The organism is Promicromonospora sp. NPDC050249 (assembly GCF_040656015.1).
Taxonomy (GTDB): domain Bacteria; phylum Actinomycetota; class Actinomycetes; order Actinomycetales; family Cellulomonadaceae; genus Promicromonospora.
The window spans coordinates 1-24,088 of the sequence record NZ_JBFAKY010000018.1; the positions used below are offsets into that span (position 1 = coordinate 1).

Genomic DNA, 24,088 nt, shown 5'->3' on the forward strand with positions numbered 1-24,088 from the left:
CGTCGACCGCGAGCACTTCGGGTCGCTGCGCGGCGGCGCCTTCACCGTGCCCGTCGCGGCGTGGGGGGGGGGGGGGGGGGGGGGGGGGGGGGCCGCGCGCCCCGCCCGCCGCTGATCCGGAGCCTGATCGTGGAGGTGTCGCCCGGTTACGGGGTGTGGATGTTGGGCCAGGGGTAGCTGGTGACCTCGCTGCCGATGTGGAAGCTCGGGTGCGGCGGCTGGTTGTAGGCGGTGTTCTGCCAGGCGATCGCCACGCGGTACTGGGGGTCGTGCATCAGCGTCGCGATCCGCAGCGTCGTCCTGTGCGGTGTGGCGTAGATGCGCAGCGCCGTGTTGTCGGCGGTCCGCCAGACGACCTCTTCGCGCCAGTCGCCGAACAGGTCCGCCGAGAGCGACGGGGTCGCCTTCGTGCTGTTGTTCGACGCCACGTTCGAGCCGGTCAGCAGACGGCCGTTCTGGTAGTCGTCGATGGCGGTGCCGTCCAGCAGCTCGCGCTCGCCGTCGCCGTCCCACCAGGCCAGGAAGTTGATGGAGCTCGGCTTGGTGCCGACGGAGCTTCCCGCGGAGTTCCGGAGGTCCGTCACATTCGAGGACCAGTACTCGCCCCCGGCGTTGCCGGTGGTGACGTTGGCGGCCACGCCGCGGCCGTTGTCACCGCTGGGGCTGGTCTGGAACAGGACCGTGCCGTTCGAGCCGTGGAGGCTGGACGACGGAGCGGTGCCGCTCTCGTGCACCATGAACACCTCTTGGCCCGCACGGCTGGGCACGAAGTCCGAGACGTGCTGCGCGTCACCGTGGCCCATGCGGGAGTTCCACAACGCGTTGCCGTCCGAGCCGACCACCATCGCCCCGTAGACCACGTCCTGCCGGCCGTCGCCGTTCAGGTCGGCGATCGACAGGCTGTGCGCGCCCTGGCCCTCGTACTGCGCGCCCTTGGAGTTGGAGTCGAAGATCCAGCGGGTCGTGAGGTCCCGGCCGTCGAAGTCGACCGCCCAGATCACGGAGCGTGTGTAGTAGCCGCGCGCGAAGATCATCGACGGCGTGGACCCGTCGAGGTACGCGGTGCCGGCCAGGAAGCGGTCGACCCGGTTGCCGTAGTTGTCGCCCCAGTCCGCCACGTTGCCGCGCGGGGGCTGGTAGCTGACGGTGTCGATTGCGCCGCCGGTCCGGCCGTCGAAGATCGTCAGATACTCCGGTCCGGTCAGGATGTAGCCGCCGCTGTTGCGGTGGTCGGCGCTGGCGTTGCCGATGACGACGCCGCGTCCGTCGCGCGTGCCGTCGGCGGTCTTCATCGCGATCTCGGCGTCGCCGTCGCCGTCGTAGTCGTACACCTGGAACTGGGTGTAGTGGGCACCGGACCGGATGTTGCGCCCCAGGTCGATCCGCCACAGGCGGGTTCCCTGGAGGGTGTAGGCGTCGACGATGGTGTTGTCGGTGACGCCGGACTGCGAGTTGTCCTTGGCGTTGGTGGGCGACCACTTGACGACGTACTCGTAGTCGCCGTCCCCGTCCAGGTCGGCGACGCTGGCGTCGTTGGCCTCGTGGATGCTCGAGGGCCGGCTGATCGGGATGTCGAAGTAGCCGCCCGAGCCGAACCTGACCTCGGCTCCCACGCGCGTCCCCTCGGTGCCGCCGTTGACGGCCGCGACGGTGTAGGTCCCGTTGCCGGTGTCGAGGTAGTTCGTGGCGCCGGTGATCGGCGTCGAGTTGAGCTTCGTGCCGTCGCGGTAGACGTTGAAGGCCACGTTCTGGGCGTCGGTGCCCAGCAGGCGCCAGCTGACGAGGTTGCCGCTGCCCGATGGCACGACGGTCATGCCACGGGTGAGGGCCTCTACCTCGTAGACGCCGTTGCCGCCGCCCGGCTCCTCGGAGCCGCCGGTCGTGGCGTCCAGGTAGTCGATGTTGGCCAGGCCGCCCGCGCCGGTGGCCCGCAGGCGGACGGTGTTCGTGCCGGCGGCGAGCTGAGCGGTGACGGTCTGGCTCGCCCAGCTCGTCCAGGCGCCGCTGGCGCCGAACTGCGAGGTCCCCACCACTGCGCCGTTCACGAGCACCTCGCCCGGCCGGCTCTCCGTCCCGCCGTTGGCGTAGCCGAACGTCAGGGTCGCCGGGCCCGCCGCGGCGGCGTTGACCCGGAACTCGACCGCGGCGCCGACAGCATTGTCGGAGTTGCAGAACCCGCTGCCCGAGTGCCCGGCGTGGTTGGCCTCGACCAGGCCACCGCAGACGGTCGGGGCGGTCTCTGCCTCGTGGCGGACGGTGGCGGCGTGGGCCGCATTCAGCGCGACGACGCTCGACGCGACGACGGCGAGACCGGAGAGCCCGGCCACGAGCGCCACTCTGGTCCTTCTTCGCCCGGATCTTGGTTCAGACATTGTTCGCTCCTCTGTGCAGTGGCTCGTCTTTGAGGTGGCTCGGCCGTTTCGGGCACGGGCTGAGGGCTGGCGAGGTGCGGTGACGACGGCGGGGCTCCATCGCCACGGTGTCGTCCACCACCGAACTTGAATCGATCTACTTGAATCGATCTAATCGGCGTCGTCGACGGTAAGGTAAGCGTTTGCCCGGTGTCAACGAGTAGCAGTTACTTAAATGTTTCGTTGGCCTCAGCCGGAGAGACGGACCAGCATCTTCCCGGTGTTGGCGCCAGACAGCAGGCCGAGGAACGCCTCCGGTGCGCTGCGGATCCCGTCGACGAAGGTCTCGGAATACTTGAGCTCTCCCGAGGCGACCAGCGGGGCGACCTCGGCGACGAACTGATCCCGCAGTCCCGCGTGGTCCAGGACGAGCAGGCCCCGCATGGTGAGCCGCTTGGCGATGATCTGTGCGAGGTTGCGCGGAGCCGGAGTCGGCTCGGTGGCGTTGTACTGCGAGATCATTCCGCACACCGCGATCCGGCCGTGCACGTTGATCACGTCGATCGCCGCCTCGAGATGGTCGCCGCCGATGTTGTCGAAGTAGACGTCGATGCCGTCGGGCGCAACGTCACGCAGCTGGTCGTGGACCGGACCGTCCCGGTAGCTGAACGCGGCGTCGAACCCGAGCTCGTCGAGCAGGTAGCTGACCTTCTCCGCGGAGCCGGCCGAGCCGATGACCCGCTCGGCCCCCTTCAGCTTCGCGAGCTGCCCGACCAGTGAGCCCACGGCGCCCGCGGCAGCGGACACGAACACCGTGTCGCCAGCCTTGAACTCCGCGGACACCAGCAGGCCGGCGTAGGCCGTCAGCCCCGGCATGCCCAGCACACCGAGGTAGGCCGAGAGCGGCGCCGCCGACCCGTCCACCTTCACCGCGTGTGCCGGATCGACGACCGCGTGCGTGCGCCAGCCGAGCTGGTGCAGGACGTGATCACCCGGCCGGTAGCCGTCCGCCGTCGATTCGATCACCTCGCCCACGGCGGCGCCGTACATGACCTCGCCGACCTCGAACGGCGCCGAGTAGGACTTCACACCGCGCATCCGGCCACGCATCGCCGGATCGACGCTCATCACCAGGTTGCGCACGAGCATCTGCCCCGGCGGCGTAGTCGGGATCTCGACGACCACGACGTCGAAGTCGTCCAGCGTGGGGACACCGTGCGGGCGCGACGCGAGCCGCACCTCGGTCGCCCGGGACGTCACCACGACGGCATACCCAGCGCGGCCAGTGCCGAGCGCAGCCGTTCCCGTCCGCGCAGCGACCCGTTGCCGCGCATGCGGGTCAGGACGCGCCCGATCCATCCTCCCGTGAAGCCCTCGTCGCGGTAGAAGGCGGTCATGCGCCGTTCGTACGCGCCCAGCGACCGGAGCTGCCGCGCCATGTCGTAGGTCTCGTGGTGCAGGACGACGGTCTGCGGTAGGCGGGGCTTGACCCGTCCGGGGCATGCCGGGTCCGGGCGGCCCACGACCAGCCCCACGACCGGGGCGGTCCCCCGGGGCAGCTTCAGCTCGGCCGCGAGCGCCTCCGGGTCGTCCCGTACGCCGCCGAGGTAGACGGTGCCCAGGCCGAGGGACTCGGCGGCGACGACCGCGTTCTGGGCGGCGAGCGCGGCGTCGAGGAACGCGGTCATGGTGGTCTCGAGGTAGCCGGTGGCGTGTACCGCCGTGCCTCGGCTGGCGGCGAGCGCGCGGACGCGGGCGACGTCCGCGATCCAGACGAGCAGGAGAGGTGCGTCTCGGACGTGGTCCTGCTCGCCGGACAGCGTGGCGATGCGTGCGAGGCGTGCCGGGTCGGTGATCGCGACGACGCTCCAGAGCTGCAGGTTGGACGACGTCGGTGCGGACTGCGCGGCCGCGACCAGGGTGGGCAGCACGGAGGGTGCCAGCGGCCCGGGCAGGAACCGCCGGACGGAGCGGTGGCCGAGCTGGACCTCGAGCACCGAACGGGGCAGGTCGGCTGCGGCGGCGAGGGTCCCGGAGACCTGCGGCGCTGCGGTGTCGGCGTGCCGGGCGTTCACTCCGTAGCGTGCGGCGACCTGGGTGCGGGCGGCGGAGAGCCGGCCGGGGTGATCCCGAGGCCCGGGGTCGGGCTTCAGCGCCCGTGCGGTGCGGGTGGTCCGGGCCGGTTCCTGGACGGACCGGATGGCGGGTGCGGAGGCGGTCTCGGTCGGTCGGGTGGCGACCGGAGAGGCGTCGATGGCTGTCATGAGAGCTCCGTAGGGTGGACGGAGGGCTACGCACTCATGCGGAGCGCCCTCTCGTCAATACCCCGCGTCGGCATCTCATACTCCGGGCGGGCTCGTGCCCGCCCGACCACCCAGCGTCTGACCTCACGCCGCCTGCTCCAGCTCGTGCTCCGGATCGGGGTGCTCGGACTGCTCGGCCTCCTGGTCGCCTCCATCCTGGCCACCCCAGAACGCGACAGGGCCGCCGCCGACGTCGTGCGCGACGACAGCCACGTCCTGAACCAGGCGCCCGACGAGAAGGCAGTGCTCGTGGAGTTCCTCGACTTCGAGTGCGAGGTGTGCCGCGCCTACTACCCCACCGTCGAGCAGCTGCGTGCGGAACACGGTGACGAGCTCACCGTCGTGCTGCGCTCCTTCCCGATCCCCGCGCACGTCAACTCCACCAACGCTGCCGTCGCGGTCGAGGCCGCGGCAGCTCAGGGCCGGCTCGAGCCGATGTACCAGCGGATGTACGAGACGCAGGCCGAGTGGGGCGAGGCGCAGGACTCCAGGGCGGATATCTTTCGCGGCTTCGCACAGGAGCTCGGGCTGGACATGAACGCGTACGACGCCGCCGCCGACCCTGCGACGACCGAACGAGTGCAGTCCGACTTCGACGAGGGCCGAGCGCTCGGCGTCGGCGGTACGCCCACGTTCTTCCTGGACGGCGAAAAGCACGAGGTCACCAGCCCTGAAGCCCTGGCCCAGGCCGTCCGGTCCGCCCTGGCCGGCTCAGCCCCCGCCCGGACTCAGTTGAAGCAGCTGATTTGTACCCTGCAGTCGCACGCGCCTGTCTCGATACATTCGATAATTTCAGGCGAATTGATGCCCCTGAGGGTATCGGGACGGTAAGTGAAACGATGGAAGATCACGTGCGATCCTGGATCGAAGCACCCCGAGAGTCCTGGCTTCGGACCTTTCCCGGATGAGCCGGTCGCCCACAGGGCGTCAGAGGTCGTCCGACAGGACCGGGTCGGCCAGGAACTTGTCGATGACCTCGCTCGTCGGGAACTCCGTGACATCTGGCCCGGAGAAAAGCTGCACCAGCGAGTAGGCGATGTCCCTCAGGGGAAGGTTCGACTGGTTGGACGCCTCGCGCAGCTGGCCCATCGCCTCGTCCTCCTCGATGCCGTGGACGACCATGAGCACGCCTTTGGCCTGCTCGATCACCGCACGGCGCTCCGAGGACGCCTGGATCGAGGCCGACGCCTCGCGAGCCGCCGCCTCACGCTGCGCCTTGGTCACGTCGATGAAGTACCCGAACAGCTCCGTCATCTGACCGGTGGCCGGGTCACGCCGGCCTTGACCGGTGACTGCCAGCGTGCGGGTCTTTCCTGCCGCATCCACGATGCGGTGCACCGAGCTGAAAGGCTGCCCCGTCTCCGCCGCACGCTGGAGCAAGCCGTCCACCCGGCCGCGGTCGTCCGGATGCTTGTGCGACAGCATCAGCGGCGTCGTCGGTACCACCTCGCCCGGCTGGAATCCGTGCATCACGTACACCTCGTCCGACCAGGCCCACTCCTCCGTCGCCAGGTCGAGCCGGTACCGACCGACGGGAGGCCGGATGCCGCTGACGAGCACTTCCTCGATGTCGCTCGCTGACGTCGTCTGACTGGGCCTGGGGGCGGTGTTCACGGGTCCTCCTCTGGTGCTGACTGACGCGGCTCCTGCCCCCTGGGGAGGGCACCTCACCTGCGACGGAAAGAATATCGCGATGAAGATACTTCACGGTCTAGCAATTTCACCCGCTCCTGGTCGTTTCGGCCAGCGCCGGCGCGATGCCGCCGGCCGACGCCTGAGGGGTACTGTCCAGGCCTCCCACACCAGGGCAGCCTGGCGTTCTGATGGGTAGCGAGAGAACAACTGATCGCTGCTACGCCCGTGGAACCTCCGCCGGCTCTGCCTTCGCACCAGCACCTGAGGAGCCTCCTGTGCGACGCCCACTCCCGCTGTTCGCCTCCGTGATAGCGGTCACGCTGCTGGCCGCGTGCGGAGACACGGCGGCGCCTGGATCGCCAACGACATCGCCGCCCACGTCACCATCCCCGTCCACCTCCCCCACCGACCCAGCACGCGTCGAGGGCACCGTCGTGCGGTTCACCGGCGGGGGCGCGTCCGTGGACGTCACGATCGGCGCCGACACCCCGACGACGCGCGACTTCCTCTCGCTCCTCCCCCTCACGATGGAGCTGGAGGAGCTCAACGGCCGCGAGAAGATCGGCTACCCGCCCCGGGAGCTCAAGGCGGACGGCACGCCGGGCTCGGATCCCGAGAACGGCGATCTCATCTACTTCACCCCGTGGGGCAACATCGGCTTCTACTACAACGCCGACGGCATCGAGTACTCGGACCAGACCCTGCACCTCGGGACCTACGAAGCCAGCCGCGACCAGCTCGACCAGCTCGCGAGCGACGAGGTGACCGTCGAGGTAGTCGACCGATGACGCAACAAGAGATGACGCAGCAAGCACGACGCAACGAAGGAGCATCATGACCACCATCGCCATCGTGGGTGCGGGCCCGGGCCTGGGCGCCGCCGTCGCCCGCAGGTTCGGCGCCGAGGGCTTCGCCGTCGCCCTCATCTCCCGCAACCAGAAGCGCCTCGACCAGCTCGCCGCCGACCTCCAGGCCGACGGCGTCACCGCACGCGGCTACGCGGCCGACGTCCGCGACCCGGAGTCGCTGGTCGCGGCCCTCGGCGGGGCGTCCGAGGAGCTCGGAACCATCGAGGTGCTCGAGTACAGCCCAATCCCGCAGCGGGAGTTTCTGCGGCCTGTCCTGGAGACCACTGTCGACGACCTGACCGCAGCGGTGGAGTTCTCCGTCCTCGGCCCGGTCACCGCCGTGCAGCAGGTCCTCCCGGGCATGCGGTCCCTCGGGCGGGGAACCGTCCTGTTCGTCAACGGCGGCAGCGGCGCCCGCCCCAATCCCGCCGTCGCAGGGACCTCCGTCGCGTTCGCGGGCGAGAGCGCCTATGCACGCATGCTCCACGACGCCCTGGCCCCGGAGAACGTCCACGTCGGTCAGCTCATCATCCCCGGCGCGATCCAGCCCGGGCACCCCACCCACGACCCGGGTGTGCTGGCCGGCACCCTGTGGACGATCCACACCGACCGGGGCGAGTTCCGGACGTTCGCCGACCAGCTCGACGCCTGAAGAGCATCCGGAATCTCCGCGGCCAGGTGCTGCGCACCGTTCGGTGTACGCCACGGTTCCGACCGTCGATTCATGGCCCACACGGATCGCACTCCGTCCTCGACTCGAAGGATCGCCGTTCTCGGAACCGGAAATGTCGCACGCACCCACGGGATGCGGTGGGCCGTACAGGGTCAATGATTGCCGTCGGTGGGAGGTCGGGAGCGCCCGGTCGCTCGCAAGAGAACCTGGGCATGACACGGTCGCTTCGAGGTTGCCCGGGGCAGTCTCCGGCGCGGACGTGGTACTTCTCGCCGTCCCTCGGGCTGTAGTGGATGACGAACCCGCACCAGGTGAACTCTCCGACACGCCGTCGGCGCGCCTCCGATGGGCGGATGTTGTTCGCCATAATTCCTGGTCAGACGGACCGGAGCGGTTCGTAGGAGCCGGAGGACAACGTGCAACTGCCCATCACCGCCGGCGTTGCGCCGGATGTTCCCCGTCGGACCGGGAACCGTGTCTTGGTGACCGGTGCTTGCGGGGTGATCGGCAGGGTCATCGCGGAACATCTCGGCGGGGAACTGGAGCTCCACGGCATCGACATCGGTGGGACCCCGCATCCCGCGTACGTCAGCCACACGGTGGGCAGCGTCGCCGACGTTGACCTTGTTAGCTCGCTGGTCGACTCGGTCGACGTTGTCATCCACCTTGCGACCGGGGTGCTGTCGGGCTGGGACGGGCTGCAGACCGTGGAGATCGATGGGACCCGTGCGGTGGTCGGTGCCGCCGTGGAAGCCGGGACGCGGCGGCTCATCCTGGCGTCGAGCACACACTCGATCGGTTGGTACGAGCGTGACTGGCTTGACGGAAGGCAGGTACAGCCGGTTCGTGCCGAGAGTCCGATTCGGCCTGACGGCATGTATGGCGCGGCCAAGGCCTTTGCGGAGGCGACCGTGCGGTTCGCCAATGACTGGTCCGGATTGCCGGTCAGCGTCCTCCGGATCGGCACCATGCGTGCCATTGACGACCCTGTCCGGCTCATCGAGTCAGACGAACTGTCCTACCTCGGTTTCGGCAAGCAACGACGCGACCGGCTGATGCGGTCCTGGCTGTTCCACGGGGACCTGGCCGAGTATGTCCGGGAGGAACTTCGTCACCCGACAGGATTCCGGCTGCGGGCCGCGACATCAACGCCGGACGGGCAGCAGTGGGACCACGCCGTCTTCACGGGAGAGGCCGGTGAGTGATCCAGCGATCGAGGTCCTGGAGAAGTCCCGAATCGCCATTGTCGTTTCCTCCTCCGCGGCGGCGCACTATCCGGATCGGCACCGAGCGCTCTTCGACCGCTGCGCCCCGGCGTGGGCCAGCTGCGTGTACGTCGACGAGGCTGACGTCGCGACCCTGATCGCCAGTGATCAGTTGTCCCGGCTCGCAGCGATCGTCTTCACGGCCGGCGCACTTCAGCACGGCGCGGTGCGCAAGGCCCTCGTCGACCATGCTGACTCCATCCAGAAATTCGTGTCCCGCAGCGGTGGCCTGCTCGTGATGGCACGATTTCTCGCGGGCCGCGGCTTCACCTTCCAACCGCACCAGGATCTCGGCGCGGTCTTCTTCCGGCTCACCGGTCAAACGGCGGGCCCGACGTCGTTGACTGTCAGCGATCCGCTCGGGAACTTCTCTCTGCGACTAGCGACGGACACGCTTCGCACGGATGTCGCAATCACTGCCGAGTACCCCGACGCCTGGACGACCTCCGTGCAGGGCAGTGCCACGCTGCCCAGCGGCGGCACGGCGCCGTTGGTGCGGCTCTCGAACGGTCGATACCGCGTCGCCGTGTCGAACATGGGTCTGGACGACCTCAACGACGACCAGATCCTGACTAACGTCCTGCAGTGGCTCGTAGCCGCACGGACCCACGTCGTCGTTGGTCCCTGCAACGACATTCCGCACGACTTCCTACCAGAGCGGGAGTCGAACGCCCTTGTCCACATCCATGATCCCGCCGACCACCTGCTCGCCGACGTCCGCCTCTGGGCGAACCACGTCAAATACAGCAAGGATGCCGCACTCGACGCCTCAGGCCTGACCTCCCGTGCGTTCCTCTATCGAATCCTCGAGGTCAGCGGGAGCATTGCTTTTCCCTCGTTCCACGGCGAGGACTATTCGATCTACACACACATGGCGGGCGAGCCCCGAGACCTTCGTCTGATCCGACAGCTCAGTCGCAGGATCGCCGAGGTCGATCTCCTGGATAATCCGACCTTCGTCATCTTGGCGTTCGTCCTGTTGACGAAGCAGATCTCCAGGAATATTGAGAGCCAGATTCAGATCCCTGGCAGCCTGACCTTGGAGGCTGCCCGCGACCTGGTGGAGAAGTCCATCGCGCATCGCGTCAATGGGCGCGGTGCCGTCGACAACTTGCTGATCCCCACCGTCAATCTGTACGCCGCCGCCCGACTCGCAGGGCACGACCTGTCCAAGGTAGAAACGCTCCGACGTTGGATCCTCACGCATGTCGCGAGGGAGACTGAGTCCGATGTGATCTGGGACGCTCGCTGGTGCCTGCACGTGACCGGTTGCGACGAGCTCCTTGAAGAGTTCCCGGTGCCTGAGACACCCCCGTACTCCGTGCCAGGCAAGCTCGCAGCGTGGCTCGACCAGGACGCCCTCGGCAGCCGTCCTGTCGGTCTCTCGCCATCAGACTTGATACCCGGCGAGCGGGCGATCTACCGGTACACGGTGGCCCTCAATCAAGAGCGCTTCGTCGAGACCGAACCCCAGGACGCCCAACTGAGATGGGGCAGTTTGGAGAGCCTCTTCCTGGAATCTGCTGCACGCCTCATGTATCTGGGCAACGCCCCCATGTGGAGCGGGCGGACGGTCGAGGAAGACCATGAGCCCCTGGAGGAACTCCCTGACGAGGCCGAGCTGGCGTACAAGACCGCAGACGAAGTCCTCCGCAGCCAGTACGCCGCGACGACACGCACGCACGAACGTGTCCTTCGCGCATACCGCCGGCTCTTCTGGGCAGTCCTCCCGATCCCGATCATCGTGGCCGTTGCGGTTCTCAGCGCCCCGTGGTGGCTCCTCGCCTCCGGGACCGTTGAGACCGAGGTCGCTCTCGCACTCACCGGGGTGGGCCTCACCGTCGTCACGATCAGTGTGGTGCGCGCGAGCCGTAGCGAAATGTGGGCGCTGGCGTCACCGAGGTGGCTTCAGGGCGTCGCCACCACGTTGCGGGACCTCCAGCCCCGATGAGATGAGGCGCACGCGTAGCACCAGATGGGCCACGGTAACGCGGGCATCTCTGAGCGACGATCACCCACTGCAGGCTGTCGCGGTCGAAGCTGAGATCGCGTTGGATCGACGGCAGCGCCACGTTCACGATCGCCATGTCGAGGCTGACGATGGCCTGCGCCGCGCAGGCGAGCACCAGCACCAGTCCGCGTTCGACCGGTCTGGCCAGTGCCGCCTCGCGGGCGATCAGCTCCTCAGGATGGGTCTGTAGCGGGTTCATCTGTCTTCCTCCCTCGGCCCGGTTGGTTACCCAACCGACGAAGGAAGCCGGGTCCAGATCGACATCGCCCGGACGGAGTCTTGTCGGTCTCGGTCGGGCGGACGACGGCGGCGGATGCCGCTAGGGGGCTGCCAGCTCCCGCTCCGGATACACCGCGACGTCCACCAGGGTCCGGGCACCGAGCGGCTCGTCCAGCTCGACGACGAACGGCGTCGGCGGGTGGGACTGGCAGGTCTGAACGCCCGGCGGGGCCTCGACGCCGACCACGAGCTCCACCCGGTCCTCGCGCTCGACCAGGCGCTCCAGGGTGACCCGGCCGTCGGCCGGCTCGCCGCTCGCGCACGCGAACTCGCTGACGAGCAGGTGCACCTGCGAGGAACCGGGGTCCGGAGGGTTGTCGGGGTCGAGCGCCACTACCGCGCTACCGAGGTCACCCAGGTCGTACCGCAGTGCGCAGTCGCCGTGCCGCCAGAGCTGCCAGCCCTCGCCGCCGTCCTCGGTCTCATCGAGCCACTCGATGCCCATGACCTCGTGCGTGCGCTGCTCGCCGTCGCTGTCCCGCGGCTCGGGCAGCTCCCGGACGAGGTAGACCTTCGTGTCGGTCTCGGTCAGCACGCGCCACTGCTGCGGGTCGATGTCGGGGACGCTTGCCCCGTCCAGCGCGGCGGCAGCTTCCTCGCCGAGCTGGTCGGCGGTGGCGCCGTCCGTCAGCACCGACGCCGGGACCGGCGTGCCCTGGCAGAGGTACTCCACCGATTCCCCGGCCTCGTCACCGACGGGTGACCCGCCGGCGGCGTCCGCCTGGGCACAACCACCGGCCAGCATCACCAGGGCGACCGCCCCGCCCTGCATCAGCCCGCTCCGTCGCATCATGTCGGCTCCTCCGGTCAGAGCCGCATCCTCAGCGGCGCTCTTCCGGAATGTGTCCGGTGCAGGTCCGCCCTTGCAGGACCCCGCCGGTCAGCCCTGCTCCACCGCCACCCAGGCCGCGATCTCGGACCCGGCCGCGCCCCCGTTCATGCTGATGACGCTCCCGTCCGGGTCGTAGGTGACCGACGCATCGTGGTACGCCCCCGACCCCCAGATGCTGATCTGGTACGGGAGGTCGTCCTCGTTGAACGTGCGCGACGGCACGCTCACGGTGACCGACGGCGCGTCCTCGAGCTCGAAGCCGCCCGCTCGGGCAGGCGGTCGGCGAGGCCCTGGAGTCCGACCCAGTCGACGTCGGCGACGTCGAAGGTCTGCAGCGGCAGCTCGTCGCCGCTCGGCTGGATGAGCGACGGTTCCCGGCCCGTGACCTCGCCGTCCCGCCAGTCGATGTCGTCCGTGGTGTCGGCGTCGGGCGAGCTCGGAACGGTGCCCGACGCGGTCGTCGAGCCGAGCTGGATCTCCGTGAATCGACTGTGTCCCGCCTCGGCGACGAGGGCGTCGATCACCTCCTGAGCGCGCGCCGGTTCCAGGGTGCTCTCCGCCCGCTCGAGGCCTAGCGTGCGGGCGTCGGCGACCTCGGACGGCGAGGCGCCCGCGAGGATCTCGGCGAGCTCCGAGCGCACCGGGTAGAGGCGGGCGGCGAAGCCGACGACGAGCAGCAGCACGAGCACCGCGGCCGGGATCCGCAGGATCCCGCGCGCGTCGCGGGTCGTGCTCGGCTCCTGCGCCCACTCGGGTGCGTGGTCCATCCGGCTCACGTGGGTGTCGTCCGCGACCTTGTCGCGCCAGCTCTGCGGGGGCGACTGGACGAGCGTGACCGCGGGCTGGTCGGCCTTCTCCTGCAGCACCACGGCCACGTTGCCCGGCTGGAACTGCGGCAGGCGCACCTGGTCGATCAGCGCCCGCGTCCGCGTCGAGTACGGCGAACGGGACGACGACGCCACGACGAGCCGCAGTTCGGCCACCGGGTTGTCGTTGATCCGGGTCCCGGTCGACGAGATGTCCACGACCCTGGCCAGGTGCAGACGCCCCTCGCGCTCCGCGGTGGCGATCGCGTCGTCCGACGACGCGGGACGCAGCACGCTCCCGGCAGCGGTCAAGAGACCCATCGCGACGGTCGAGAGGATGACCGTCAGGACGCCGATCGCCAGCGCCGTCTGCTGCGTCGCCGACGCGCGGGCGGTCAGGGCGTTGAATCCCCGGCGTCATTTCCTTCCACGGTTCAGGTCTTTTCCATGACGGGCTCCTTCGAATCCGGCAGCCCGTTGGAATGAGGTCTTGACGCGACCGTGCGCTGCGGCCCCCGCCCCCAGAACGAGGGCCGCGTTCGCAACATATCACCCGCAATTTCACCCCGAATCGAAATGGTGGGCTAATTGGGCGGCAATGTCGCATGCTTCCGCAGCAAGTCAAGCAATTTCCCAGGGGCTGGATTTCGAATGGCGAACTCCAGCATGAACATATGCGCGCAGGTCAGAGAGCTGGTGGAGATTGCCAGCGCGACAAACCGGGCAGTGCGTCCGGGCGTGGTGCCACTCTTCCCGGCCCGAAATGCTGCGTAACGCAGGATCGGCGAGAACCGCCCGAGAGTGCAAGTTACTCTCCCATGAAATCCGATTCCGGGCGCACAACCGCCGTCCTATGCGTAGTGTCCAATGCATCCAAAAAGCGCGATCGATACTCCGAAATTCGGAGGGTCGGAAGGGATTTTCATGAGAAAGCATAAAGTCCGGCACGCGGAGGCGACCGCCCGGCCGCGTTCGATCCGACGTGCCGCCATGGGTTCGGCCCTCACACTGGGAGGCGCGCTCACCCTCGTGCTCGCGACACAGCAGGCCTGGGCGGCAGGCACCCCCGTCGACCTCGGCACGGCCGGCACCTACTCGGTGCTCGGCGGGCAGACCGTCACCAACACCGGACCCTCCGTTCTCTCCGACAACGTCGGCGTGAGCCCGGGTACGGCGATCACGGGGTTCCCGCCTGGCGTCGCCCTGGGCGACACGCACTCGGCGAACGCCCACGCGCTCCAGGCACAGAGCGACCTCACCATCGCGTACAACGACGCCGCGGGGCAGGCGCCCGACACAAATATCTCCGGAGACCTGGGCGGGCTCACCCTTGAGCCAGGTGTCTACAACGCATCCAGCTCCATCGGGCTCACCGGCACGCTCACGCTCGACGCTCGGGGCGACCCGGACGCCGTCTTCATCTTCCAGGTCGGATCCGCACTCACCACCGCGAGCTCGAGCACCGTCGCACTTCTGAACGACGCGCAGGCCTGCAACGTGTTCTGGCAGATCGGCAGCTCGGCCACGCTGGGCACGGATACCACGTTCGTGGGCACGATCATGGCCCTGACCTCGATCAGCGTCACCACCGACACCACAGTCGACGGGCGTGCGCTGGCCCGCAACGGGTCAGTCACCCTGGACTCCAACGTCTTCACCCAGAGCGCCTGCGAGACCGCTCCGCCGTCCTCGCCGCCACCGACGGGCAGCCCCTCACCGACCGACAACCCGACAGGGCCACCCACGGGCAGCCCGTCACCGACCGACAACCCGACAGGGCCACCGACCGACGGCCCCACGGCGCCTCCGAGCGACGCCCCGTCAGGGCCGCCGAGCGCGACTCCGCCCGGCGACGGCGGCCCTGGTGGCAACGGAGCTCCCGGCGGCCCGGGCAGCGGCAACGGCAGTGGGCCCGGCAACGGCAGTGGACCCGGCGGAGGCAGCCAGGGCATGCTCGCCACGACCGGGCCGTCAGTCAACACCCCGCTGCTCACCGTGGCGATCGCGGCGATCCTCGCCGGAGTCGGCCTCATCGCGACCGGTGTCAGGATGCGCCGCCGGAAGGCCTGACACGTGCGGTCGCCCGGAGCATCCTGGTTCGGGCGGCCCGACGGCTTTCACGGTGCGGCGGCGTCCTCATCCTGGTCTCAGGTTGTTCGGGAACAATGAACGGCAAGAGCATCGATCGGAGGGGGCGGGGCCGGCGTGCGGATCATGATCGCGGATGACGAGGCGGCCATCCGCGACTCGCTGGAGCGGGTGCTCCAGGTCGAGGGTTACGACACCAGCACCGTCGCCAACGGTCTCGCCGTCCTCGACCGGGTCGACGGCGACGCGCCGGACCTGCTGATCCTCGACGTGATGATGCCCCGCCTCGGCGGGTTGGAGACGTGCCGGCGGTTGCGGGCGGCGGGTCGGGATCTGCCGGTGCTGATGCTGACCGCCCGGGACCAGGTCCACGACCGGGTCGCGGGGCTGGACGCGGGCGCCGACGACTATCTGCCCAAGCCGTTCGCCACCGAGGAGCTGCTGGCCCGGGTGCGAGCCCTGCTGCGCCGCCGCGCGCCGGGCGACGACGAGTCGCAGATCCTGTCGTTCGCCGACGTCCGGGTCGATCCCGACCGGTTCGAGGCGTGGCGGGGCGGGCGGCCGCTCCGTCTGACCCGGACCGAGTTCTCCCTGCTGCAGGTCCTCGTGCGCAACGCGACAAGGGTGTTGACCCGCGACGCGCTGTTCGAGGCGATCTGGGGCTTCGACATGAGCGCCACCTCCAACAACCTCCAGGTGTACGTGAGCTACCTGCGCCGCAAGCTGGAGGCCGAGGGTGAGCCGCGACTGATCTACACGCTGCGCGGCCTGGGGTACACGTTGCGGGAGACTCCTCCGTGAGCAGGGCCGCCGGCCGAGGCCCGCGCCGGCTGACCCGTTGGTGGCGCCGGCGGTCCCTGCGGACCAGGCTGACGGTGATCGCGGCGACGGCCATCGCGGTCTGCGTGTTCCTCGCCTTCCAGGTGGCCAGCCAGCTCCTGGAGTCTGAGCTGCAGGACGCCGCGGAGGATCAGCTGCGCGCCGACTCCCGCGTCCTGGCGACGGAGGCGGAGCGCACCGGTCTGGCGCAGGTCCAGCTACCGCCGTACCCCGGAACCGGTCGGCTGGTGCGGGTCATCCTGCCTGACGGTTCGGTCCGGACGCCGGCCGGCCAACCCGCGCTGCCCCCGGTGAGCGAGCGCGCCGGGCGGGTGGCGCAGGGCGCGTCCGCCGAGCTGATGGAGTCGGGCGACATCGACGACGGCGGCTACCTCGTCCACACGCTGCGGGCGGGCGACGGCGCGGTCCAGGTGGCCCGCGCCGTCGACGACAGCCCGATCAACCAGTTCGGGTGGGGCATGCTGCTGATCGGGCTGTTCTGCGTGGTCGGCGGCGCCCTTGTCGGGTGGGCCGTGGCGCGGACCGCGCTCGCGCCCATCGACCGGCTGACCGCCGCGGCGGTCCGTGTCGCGCACACCCGGGACCTCGACGCCGACATCCCGGACGAGGGCGGTGGGGAGATCCGGCGGCTGATCCAGGCGATCAACGACATGCTCGCCGCGCTCCGGGACTCCCGTCGGGCCCAGCGGCTGCTCGTCGAGGATGCCGACCACGAGCTCAAGACGCCGCTCACCAGCCTGCGCCTCAACGTCGAGCTGCTGATCCGGCTCGATCGGCGCGGCACCCTGGACAGCGCACTGCCGGCCGAGAGCCGGACCCGGCTGCTCGACGATCTCGGCGCCCAGGTGGCCGAGCTGAGCACCCTTGCAGCCGAGCTGACCGACCTGGGGCGCGGTGACATCAGCGACGAGAGCACCGAGGTGCTCGACCTCGCCGACGTGGTGGTGGCCGCCGCCACCCGGGCGCGTTCCCGTGTGCCCGACATCGAGGTCGCGCTCGACGTGACCTCCGTGTGGGTGAGCGGGCGTCCCGCCGGCCTCCGACGGGCGGTGCTCAACCTCATCGACAATGCCGGCAAGTGGTCTCCCGCGGGCCATCCGGTCCAGGTCCGGCTCCGTGCCCAGGGCGCGTCGGCGGTGCTCGAGGTCGACGACGCCGGGCCGGGCATCGACGCCGCCGACGTGCCGCGGGTCTTCGACCGGTTCTACCGTGCCGACAGCGCACGGGCGTTGCCGGGGTCCGGTCTGGGGCTGTCGATCGTGCAGCGGGTCGTCCACGCCCACGGCGGCCGGGTCACCGTCGCCCGGTCCGCACGCGGTGGCGCGCTGCTCCGGGTGGACCTTCCGGCTGCGGTCCCGCCCGCCCCGGACGGCGCTCCGGCGGGACGTACCGTGGTACCACCTCCCTCCCGAAAGTGACCACCGCGGTACGACGAAACAGGACAAGATCCTGCATAGCGTTCGGGCCATGACAAAACCTGAGAGCCCACTGCGGAGGTTCGGAGCGGCCACCATCGCGCTGGCGACGGTGCTCGCCGTCGCCGCCTGCGGGCCGGCCACCGACAACGCCGCCGACGACGGTGCGGCGCCCCCCGCGGCCGAATCGCACGGCGCGCACGCGGGCGCGTCGTCGGCTCCGCCGCAGCCGCTGCGCGCCGGCGAGCGGTTCCTCGAGCTCAAGATGCCCGAGGCCTACACGCCCGCACCGCCGGAGGGCAGCACGGACGAGTACCGGTGCCAGGCGATCGATCCGGGCCTGACCAAGACCGCGTTCCTGACCGGGACCCAGTTCGCGCCGGAGAACGTCGCCATCGCGCACCACGCCATCGTGTACGCGGTGCCGCCGGGCGGCGCAGCCGCGGTCCGCGAGCACGACGCGACGAACCCCGGCCCCGGCTGGCAGTGTTTCGGCGGGACCGGCGTGCCCGGCGCCGACGTGGAAGAGGGGAACGCGGCGTGGGTGGACACCTGGGCGCCGGGCGCCACGGAGACCCTGCTCGACCATGACGCCGGCTTCAAGCTGGAGCCTGGCGGTCTGATCATCTTCCAGATGCACTACAACCTGCTCGCGACCGACGGCAAGCCGGCCGGGTCGGACCGCCCGGCGGTGCGGCTGCGGCTGACGGACGGCACTCCGCAGACCCGGGAGCTCGAGACGTGGTCGCTCGACGCGCCGACCGACCTGCCCTGCGCCGACGACGAGTCGGGTCCGCTCTGTGACCGGGCGGCCTCGATCGCGGACGTGACGAAGCGGTTCGGGTCGGAGGTCGGCGAGTTCGCGGACGAGCAGGTCGAGGAGTGCAACGAGGGCGGCGTCCCGAAGCCCGGTAACACCCAGACCTGCGACCACGAGGTGGAGGAGCCCGCGACGGTGTTCGCCGGTTTCGGTCACATGCACATGCTCGGGCGGGCCATCAAGGTCGAGCTCAACCCGGGCACACCGAAGGCCGAGGTCCTGCTGGACGTGCCCCAGTTCGACTTCGACAACCAGCGGCTGATGAAGCTGCCGACGCCGGTGGAGATCGATCCGGGTGACACGCTGCGGGTGACGTGTACGCACGACGCGGGGCTACGCAAGGTGCTGCCGCAGCTGAGCAAGCTACCGCCGCGCTACGTGGTGTGGGGCGACGGCACCAGCGACGAGATGTGCATCGGCATCATGGCGGTCTCGCCCCGCACGTCATGACCAGGATCCCGGCCCATGCGCCACCACGGATACCGGTCTGGGCGCTCCTGCCGCTCCGCGTCTTCCTCGGCGGCACCTTCCTCTACGCGGGCCTCTCCAAGCTCCTCGACACCCACTACCTCGACCACACCTCACCCCTCGGCGTACAGGATCAGATGCTGCACGCCGCCGCGACCTCGCCGATCGGCCCGCTGGTGTCGTTCGCGGCCGAGTACCCGACCGTCACCGGCCTGGCCATCGCCCTCGGCGAGGTCGCTGTCGGGCTGGGAACCCTGCTCGGGCTGTTCACCCGTATCGCCGCACTCGGCGGGTACCTCCTCGCGCTGAGCTTCTTCCTCACCGTCAGCTGGACGACCCACCCGTACTACGTCGGCGCCGACATCGTCTTCGCGGCCGCCTGGACGCCGCTGCTGATCGCCGGCGACGCGGGCCTGTTCTCCACGACGACCCTCCTGCGCGACGCGATACGTCGCCGCCGGCCGACCCCCACCGCACAGGAAGGGAACCATGCCGAACGACGCACCTTGCTCTGGGGCGGCCTGATCACCGCGGCGACCGCTACCCTCGGTGCCGCCGTCGTCGCTCTCACCCGGCGCACCACCACCCACCCGGGACCCAGCCGGCCAGCAGCCTCGGGAACGAGCTCCCGGACGGTGATCGCTGAGGTCGCCGCCGTCGCCGTCGGTTCGTCGACACGCTTCACCACACCGGACGGTTCCGCCGCGTACCTGCTGCGCCCCTCGGCCGACACCTTCCTGGCGTACCTTGCCGCCTGCACGCACCAGGGCTGCCCCGTCACGCCCGCGGACTCCGGCTTCCGCTGCCCGTGCCACGGCTCCGCGTTCGACGGCAACGGCCAGGTCACCGCAGGGCCGGCGACGAAACCCCTGGTCAAGGTGCCGGTGCAGGTCGTCGACGGACAGGTCACCACCGCCTGACCTGACTCGAGCCCGGCCGCGCCGATCCGCCCGGAGCGGTGCGGCCGGGAACCACCGCCGCCCCGGACGGACGTGCGAGACGAAGCACTAGACCGGCCGGGTGAGTCTCAGGTCGTAGGCCTGGATGACGGCCTGGATCCGGTCCCGTGCGCCGATCTTGGCCAGGACCCGGCCGACGTGGGTCTTCACCGTCGACTCCGACAGCGTGAACCGTCGCGCGATCTCGCCGTTGGTCAGGCCCTGGCCGATGGCGACGAGGATCTCGCGCTCGCGGCCGGTCAGGGAGTCCAGCCGAGGATCCTCCCGCGCGGGAGCGCAGAGGTCGTCGCCGAGCTGGTCGGCGAACTCGTCGAGCAGCCGCCGGGTCAGTGCCGGCGCGATCACCGCGTCCCCGGCGGCGACGGCCCGGATGCCGGCGAGCAGCTCCTCCGGGCGGGTGTCCCTCAGCAGGAAGCCGTTCGCCCCGGCCCGCAGCGCGGCGAGCGCGTACCGGTCCACGTCGAACGTCGTCAGCACCAGGATCCGCGAACGCCCACCTGCGGCGACGATGCGCCGGGTGGCCTCGATCCCGTCGACGCCCGGCATCCGGATGTCCATCAGCACCACGTCGGGATGCAGCTCGGCGGTCCACCGGACGGCCTCGGCGCCGTTCTCGGCCTCCCCGACGAACTTGGTGTCGGGGCTGCTCTCCAGCAGGGCGCGCAAGGCGAAGCGCTGCAGCGGTTGGGCGTCCGCGACGAGCACAGAGATCATGTCCCGATTCATACCGAGCGAATCTGAGACGAGCGTGAGGACAGCGCTGACCCCGTGGCGTGTGCTCCCCCGGTGGCTACCCGAGCCGGCAGCTGCCGACCACCACCTCCTGGCCCGCCGCGCGCACCCGGATCGCGTTCTGCACCAGGCGTCCTTCCGCGTCGGTGGTGCTCTCGTTGTACGCCACCTCGGCCAGCCCCAGCACCGACAGGGAGCCGGACCCGGCGCCGATCGGGATGCCGTTGATCCTGCCGACCAGCGAACTGCGCTCGATGCCCTCGGCGTCGGCGGTGCAGGTGCTCTCGATGTCGGTGATCCGCACGAGACCGTTCAGGAGCGTCACGTCGGCGACGCTGGTCTCGACCTCGGTGCGGCCGGTGGTCGTGCTGACCGTGCAGCTCACGTTCAGCGCGCCGACCCGGCCCACGAGGGTGTTCAGGGTCGCCGTCGACTGCGAGTCGTCCGGTGGGCAGCGCACGTCAGGGGTACGGCCCACCTCCAGCAGGCCGGTCGCCTCGATCGCGAAGCCGGCGCCCGGCACGTAGACCACGACGTCGACGGACTTGCTGTCGGCTCCGTCGTCGTCATCGGTGATCGTTGCCGTGATGGTGCGCGGTCCCAGCCCGTCGAAGCCGTAGACGTGCTCCGCCGTGCAGGTCCCGCTGCCGGCCTGCTGCGTGACGGCTCCTTCGACCGGTTCATCGTCGTCGCCGTAGTCGACCTGGCAGGTGTGCGTGTCGTTGATGCCCGGATCGGTGAACGTCACGCTCACGGGAGCGGGTTTGCGCGCGTTGATCATCTCGCCCGACGCCGGAGCGGTGAGCTGCGCGGTCGGCGCCACATTGGTCACCGTCACCGTGGCGCTGTCGCTCACGGGCGACGGTTCACCGTGCCCGTCGTCGGCCGTGAGCGTGACGGTGAACGGGCCGTCGTCGGTGCAGGTGATCGTGGTGCTCGGTGCCGCAGTGTCGGCGAAGGTGCAGGTGGCGCCCGGGTCCACGCCTGGACCGGGCTGGACGGACCATGCGATGGTCGGGACGTCGTCGGGGTCGGTGACGGTTCCCGTCAGCGCGACGGGCGAGCCCTCGGCGCCGGTGACGTCGGGTCCGGCGTCGACGGTGGGCGGTGTGTTGCCGCTACCCGGCATGTCCGGGATGTTGCCGCCGCAGGGCAGGGCCCGCGGCCCGCAGCCGACCTGGACCCAGAACCGGTCACCGTGCAGGATCCGGTCGAACGAGTACCAGATGCCGAGCAGAGCGCCCGCCGACCGGTTGTGGCCGCTGTCGAGCGGTCGCGCCGAGTAGGTGAGCCGGTCGTCGTCGGTGTACTGGCTCAGGGCTGCGCCCTGGAACGTGCTGCGGTAGGGGTACTCGTCGCAGTCCATCCGTTTGGAGGCGTAGTCCGCGTCGGTCTGCAGGCACGTCGCCACCGCGACGTCGTGGTTCTTCCGGTATCTCTCGGGCTGGTACTCGGGCCGCATCCGGGTGAGGTTGTCGCCCGGCATGGACGCGGAGTTCCCTGGGATGACCCGGCCCGCCGGGTCCGGCTTGATCAGGTGCGGCTTGGTGAACGCCTCGAAGATGTGGAACGCCTCCTGCGTGAACCGCCCGTCGGTCATGTCGACGAGGTGCACCGGATGGACGTCGTCGAAGATGCAGCCGCCGCTGTACTCGTCCCCGGGGAGGTAGGACGCGCTGTCACAGCGGTACGTGAGCTCGAGGTCGCTCGTCATGTCCGGGCCTGCGGCGATCAACCGGGTCGAGAGGAAGCTGACGAGGTCGTCCTCGTGGAACGGCCAGGCGGATCCGCTGGGGAGCGAGTCCTCCATGCTGTAGTCCTCGGTGAAGACCCACTCGGAGCTCGCCCACTGGCCGAGCGTCTTGGTCACGGGCCCCTTGGCGCCGGTGTCGTGGCACGATGCGCGGCCCATCCCCTCGCACACCATGTCGATCGTCATCGGGGCGGTCGGGTCGATCGGGAGATCGTCGGGCGCGATCCGGTACTGGAACCTCATCCGCAGGCCGTCGCGGCTGCCCCACCCGATCAGGGTGAGCTTGAAGTCGGTCTCCACCTCGATGCCGCCGAAGTCGTGCGTGTAGCCGATGATCCCGTCCAGGCACATCGCGTACCGGTTCATGTACTGGGGGGTCGTCCGGCCCTCGGGAAAGTCCCGGGCGCACGAGTCCAGCGTGTACTCACCGGGCGCGGGGATCTCGCCGGGCGCGATGTCGTAGGAGTCCTCGTCGTCCCACCACCACTGCTCGTCGTCGGCGGCGGCGTGGGGCTGGACCGCAGTGTCCAGCAGCTCGGACGGCAGGGCCGTCGGCTCGGCCACGTTGGTCGAGTTCCGCTGGACGGACGCAGCCTCCTCCAGGGTGCGGCTCGGGCCGGCGTCAACGGCTTCCTCGTACGTGCCGAACGTCCGCCAGCCGGGCTGAGCCGCGACCCCCGTGGAGCCATCGCGCTCGGGCTCCGGCCCCGCCGCGGCGGCGACGCCGGTCGCCGTCGTCGACAACGCGACCACCGCAGCGCACACCAGCGCCGTCGCTCGCCGGATACCGTGCGCCGTACTTCCGCTCGCCGCTGCCATGGTGCTCCTTCACCCGAGGCCGGGCGCTGGGCGCGCCCCGCTGTGGACCCGTGCCGGACCGTGACCATGGTGGATCCCGGTCATCATCCGTGCAACGAAATTCCGCCTGCTCGACGCGGGGTCTCGGGTGGCAGCCTCCCCGCGCCCAGCTCCGCCGGCCGCACCACCACCCCGGTCGCGGCGGCCATCTCGATCGCGCACAGCAGCCGGACCGTCTCCAGGGCGTCGTCAACGCCGACTGGTACCGGCGAGGACGTCTCGAGTGCGTCGATGATCCGGGTCCACTGGGCCAGGTGTCCCGCGTGCCCGATCGTGAGCGGTTCGGCCGCACCGCTCGGGATGCCGCCCGCCCCCGGCTCAGCCACCCCCGGCACGTCCCAGCGGCGTACCTCACCCTGGCCGAGCTCGACCGACCCCCGGGAGCCGAACACGGAGATCGTCGCCGGGAACCCGGGCGGCGTCGCCGTCGTCGTGGTCACCACACCGAGCGCACCAGAGACGAACCTAAGGGTGGCGACCGTCGTGTCCTCGGCCCTGATCGTGTGCGCGAGCGTGCCGGACTGCGCCGTCACCGACTCGACCGGACCGCACAGCCAGCGCAGCAGGTCCACGTTGTGCACGCCCTGGTTCATCAGGGATCCGCCGCCCTGCTCCGCCGTGGAGCGCCACCCCGCGGCGCGGTAGTAGTCGTCGTCGCGGTGCCAGTGCACGTGGGTCGTCGCCAGCCGGAGCTCGCCCAGCGACCCCTCGGCAAGGGCCTGCTTGAGCACCACGTGCTGGGTCTCCAGGCGCCGCTGGGAGATCATCGAGACCGTCAGCCCCCGCTCGTGCGCGGCACGCGCGACACGCAGCGCGTCGTCGACGTCCAGCGCGAGCGGCTTCTCGACGACCACGTGGTGGCCGGCCTCGAGCGCGGCCAGTGCGAGCGCCGCGTGCGTCCCGCTCGGGGTGCAGATCGCCACGACGTCGACGTCGGGACGGGCGATGACCTCGCCGGGCTCGACGCGCTCCGCGGGCCCGCCCACGAGATCCCGCTCGTCGTCCGCCGCCCCGCCGCTGAACGCGACGAGACGTGCCCGGCCCGCCAGCTCACGCAGCGCCCGGGCGTGCATCCTCCCGATGCCGCCCATGCCGACGATGCCCACGCCGAGCGGGCGTGCCGTCACGGGCGGGCCTCGTCACGCGGGCGCA

At 70.1% G+C, this 24,088-nt stretch carries 20 protein-coding genes; 10 read left to right on the forward strand and 10 right to left on the reverse strand.

Annotated features, from left to right (window positions below; translation table 11 throughout):
• Positions 1 to 146: 146 nt before the first annotated feature.
• From AB0I32_RS15895 to AB0I32_RS15905, 3 genes are all read right to left on the reverse strand, one after another.
• Positions 147 to 2,372, reverse strand: a complete 2,226-nt coding sequence (locus tag AB0I32_RS15895; protein WP_357507595.1) for a carbohydrate-binding protein — start codon at positions 2,370 to 2,372, stop codon at positions 147 to 149.
• A gap of 228 nt (positions 2,373 to 2,600) precedes the next feature.
• Positions 2,601 to 3,611 carry an NADP-dependent oxidoreductase gene (locus tag AB0I32_RS15900; RefSeq protein WP_357507597.1) on the reverse strand — a complete coding sequence of 337 codons (1,011 nt, stop codon included), beginning with the start codon at positions 3,609 to 3,611 and terminating at the stop codon, positions 2,601 to 2,603.
• On the reverse strand, positions 3,608 to 4,615 hold the full coding sequence (locus tag AB0I32_RS15905) for an NADPH-dependent oxidoreductase (protein WP_357507598.1): 1,008 nt from the start codon (positions 4,613 to 4,615) through the stop codon (positions 3,608 to 3,610). Before AB0I32_RS15905 ends, AB0I32_RS15900 begins: the two co-directional genes overlap by 4 nt.
• A 36-nt stretch (positions 4,616 to 4,651) precedes the next feature.
• Here AB0I32_RS15905 and AB0I32_RS15910 point away from each other — a divergent pair, with 36 nt between their 5' ends.
• The gene (locus AB0I32_RS15910; RefSeq protein ID WP_357507600.1) at positions 4,652 to 5,485 is read left to right on the forward strand and encodes a thioredoxin domain-containing protein; all 834 of its coding nucleotides are present in this window, start codon (positions 4,652 to 4,654) and stop codon (positions 5,483 to 5,485) included.
• A 96-nt stretch (positions 5,486 to 5,581) separates the two neighbouring features.
• Here AB0I32_RS15910 and AB0I32_RS15915 read toward each other — a convergent pair whose 3' ends face one another.
• A complete protein-coding gene (locus tag AB0I32_RS15915) occupies positions 5,582 to 6,268 on the reverse strand; it encodes a PAS and ANTAR domain-containing protein (RefSeq protein WP_357507602.1) in 687 nt (228 codons plus the stop codon).
• A 296-nt stretch (positions 6,269 to 6,564) separates the two neighbouring features.
• On the opposite strand from AB0I32_RS15915, the gene AB0I32_RS15920 reads away from it, so the two are divergent.
• From AB0I32_RS15920 to AB0I32_RS15935, 4 genes are all read left to right on the forward strand, one after another.
• Positions 6,565 to 7,077: a cyclophilin-like fold protein gene (locus AB0I32_RS15920; RefSeq protein ID WP_357507604.1), complete on the forward strand. Its 513-nt coding sequence runs from the start codon at positions 6,565 to 6,567 to the stop codon at positions 7,075 to 7,077.
• A gap of 46 nt (positions 7,078 to 7,123) precedes the next feature.
• Complete coding sequence (locus AB0I32_RS15925) at positions 7,124 to 7,789, forward strand: SDR family NAD(P)-dependent oxidoreductase (protein WP_357507606.1); 666 nt, start codon at positions 7,124 to 7,126, stop codon at positions 7,787 to 7,789.
• A 437-nt stretch (positions 7,790 to 8,226) separates the two neighbouring features.
• On the forward strand, positions 8,227 to 9,015 hold the full coding sequence (locus tag AB0I32_RS15930; RefSeq protein WP_357507608.1) for an NAD(P)-dependent oxidoreductase: 789 nt from the start codon (positions 8,227 to 8,229) through the stop codon (positions 9,013 to 9,015).
• Positions 9,008 to 11,026, forward strand: a complete 2,019-nt coding sequence (locus AB0I32_RS15935; RefSeq protein ID WP_357507610.1) for a hypothetical protein — start codon at positions 9,008 to 9,010, stop codon at positions 11,024 to 11,026. The genes AB0I32_RS15930 and AB0I32_RS15935 overlap by 8 nt, the downstream gene beginning before the upstream one ends.
• A gap of 379 nt (positions 11,027 to 11,405) precedes the next feature.
• Here the strand turns inward: AB0I32_RS15935 and AB0I32_RS15940 are convergent, their stop codons facing one another.
• The 3 genes from AB0I32_RS15940 to AB0I32_RS15950 form a co-directional block, all read right to left on the reverse strand.
• Positions 11,406 to 12,158 (reverse strand): hypothetical protein, encoded by a 753-nt coding sequence (locus tag AB0I32_RS15940; protein WP_357507612.1) that lies wholly within the window; start codon positions 12,156 to 12,158, stop codon positions 11,406 to 11,408.
• Between the two features lie 87 nt (positions 12,159 to 12,245).
• The gene (locus tag AB0I32_RS15945) at positions 12,246 to 12,425 is read right to left on the reverse strand and encodes a hypothetical protein (protein ID WP_357507614.1); all 180 of its coding nucleotides are present in this window, start codon (positions 12,423 to 12,425) and stop codon (positions 12,246 to 12,248) included.
• Positions 12,422 to 13,324, reverse strand: a complete 903-nt coding sequence (locus tag AB0I32_RS15950) for a hypothetical protein (protein WP_357507615.1) — start codon at positions 13,322 to 13,324, stop codon at positions 12,422 to 12,424. Before AB0I32_RS15950 ends, AB0I32_RS15945 begins: the two co-directional genes overlap by 4 nt.
• Before the next feature lie 603 nt (positions 13,325 to 13,927).
• Here AB0I32_RS15950 and AB0I32_RS15955 point away from each other — a divergent pair.
• From AB0I32_RS15955 to AB0I32_RS15975, 5 genes are all read left to right on the forward strand, one after another.
• Positions 13,928 to 15,073: an ice-binding family protein gene (locus AB0I32_RS15955; protein ID WP_357507617.1), complete on the forward strand. Its 1,146-nt coding sequence runs from the start codon at positions 13,928 to 13,930 to the stop codon at positions 15,071 to 15,073.
• Positions 15,074 to 15,217: 144 nt separating this feature from the next.
• Positions 15,218 to 15,892 (forward strand): response regulator transcription factor, encoded by a 675-nt coding sequence (locus AB0I32_RS15960; protein ID WP_357507619.1) that lies wholly within the window; start codon positions 15,218 to 15,220, stop codon positions 15,890 to 15,892.
• Positions 15,889 to 17,349, forward strand: coding sequence for a HAMP domain-containing sensor histidine kinase (locus tag AB0I32_RS15965; protein WP_357507621.1), 1,461 nt, complete (start codon positions 15,889 to 15,891; stop codon positions 17,347 to 17,349). Before AB0I32_RS15960 ends, AB0I32_RS15965 begins: the two co-directional genes overlap by 4 nt.
• Positions 17,350 to 17,398: 49 nt before the next feature.
• The gene (locus tag AB0I32_RS15970; protein ID WP_357507623.1) at positions 17,399 to 18,616 is read left to right on the forward strand and encodes a hypothetical protein; all 1,218 of its coding nucleotides are present in this window, start codon (positions 17,399 to 17,401) and stop codon (positions 18,614 to 18,616) included.
• Positions 18,613 to 19,554, forward strand: coding sequence for a Rieske 2Fe-2S domain-containing protein (locus AB0I32_RS15975; protein ID WP_357507625.1), 942 nt, complete (start codon positions 18,613 to 18,615; stop codon positions 19,552 to 19,554). Before AB0I32_RS15970 ends, AB0I32_RS15975 begins: the two co-directional genes overlap by 4 nt.
• Positions 19,555 to 19,641: 87 nt before the next feature.
• Here AB0I32_RS15975 and AB0I32_RS15980 read toward each other — a convergent pair whose 3' ends face one another.
• The 3 genes from AB0I32_RS15980 to AB0I32_RS15990 form a co-directional block, all read right to left on the reverse strand.
• Positions 19,642 to 20,307, reverse strand: coding sequence for a response regulator transcription factor (locus tag AB0I32_RS15980; RefSeq protein WP_357507627.1), 666 nt, complete (start codon positions 20,305 to 20,307; stop codon positions 19,642 to 19,644).
• Positions 20,308 to 20,383: 76 nt separating this feature from the next.
• Positions 20,384 to 22,897: a choice-of-anchor P family protein gene (locus tag AB0I32_RS15985; RefSeq protein WP_357507629.1), complete on the reverse strand. Its 2,514-nt coding sequence runs from the start codon at positions 22,895 to 22,897 to the stop codon at positions 20,384 to 20,386.
• 83 nt (positions 22,898 to 22,980) lie between these two features.
• On the reverse strand, positions 22,981 to 24,063 hold the full coding sequence (locus AB0I32_RS15990; RefSeq protein ID WP_357507631.1) for a Gfo/Idh/MocA family oxidoreductase: 1,083 nt from the start codon (positions 24,061 to 24,063) through the stop codon (positions 22,981 to 22,983).
• Between the last annotated feature and the right edge of the window lie 25 nt (positions 24,064 to 24,088).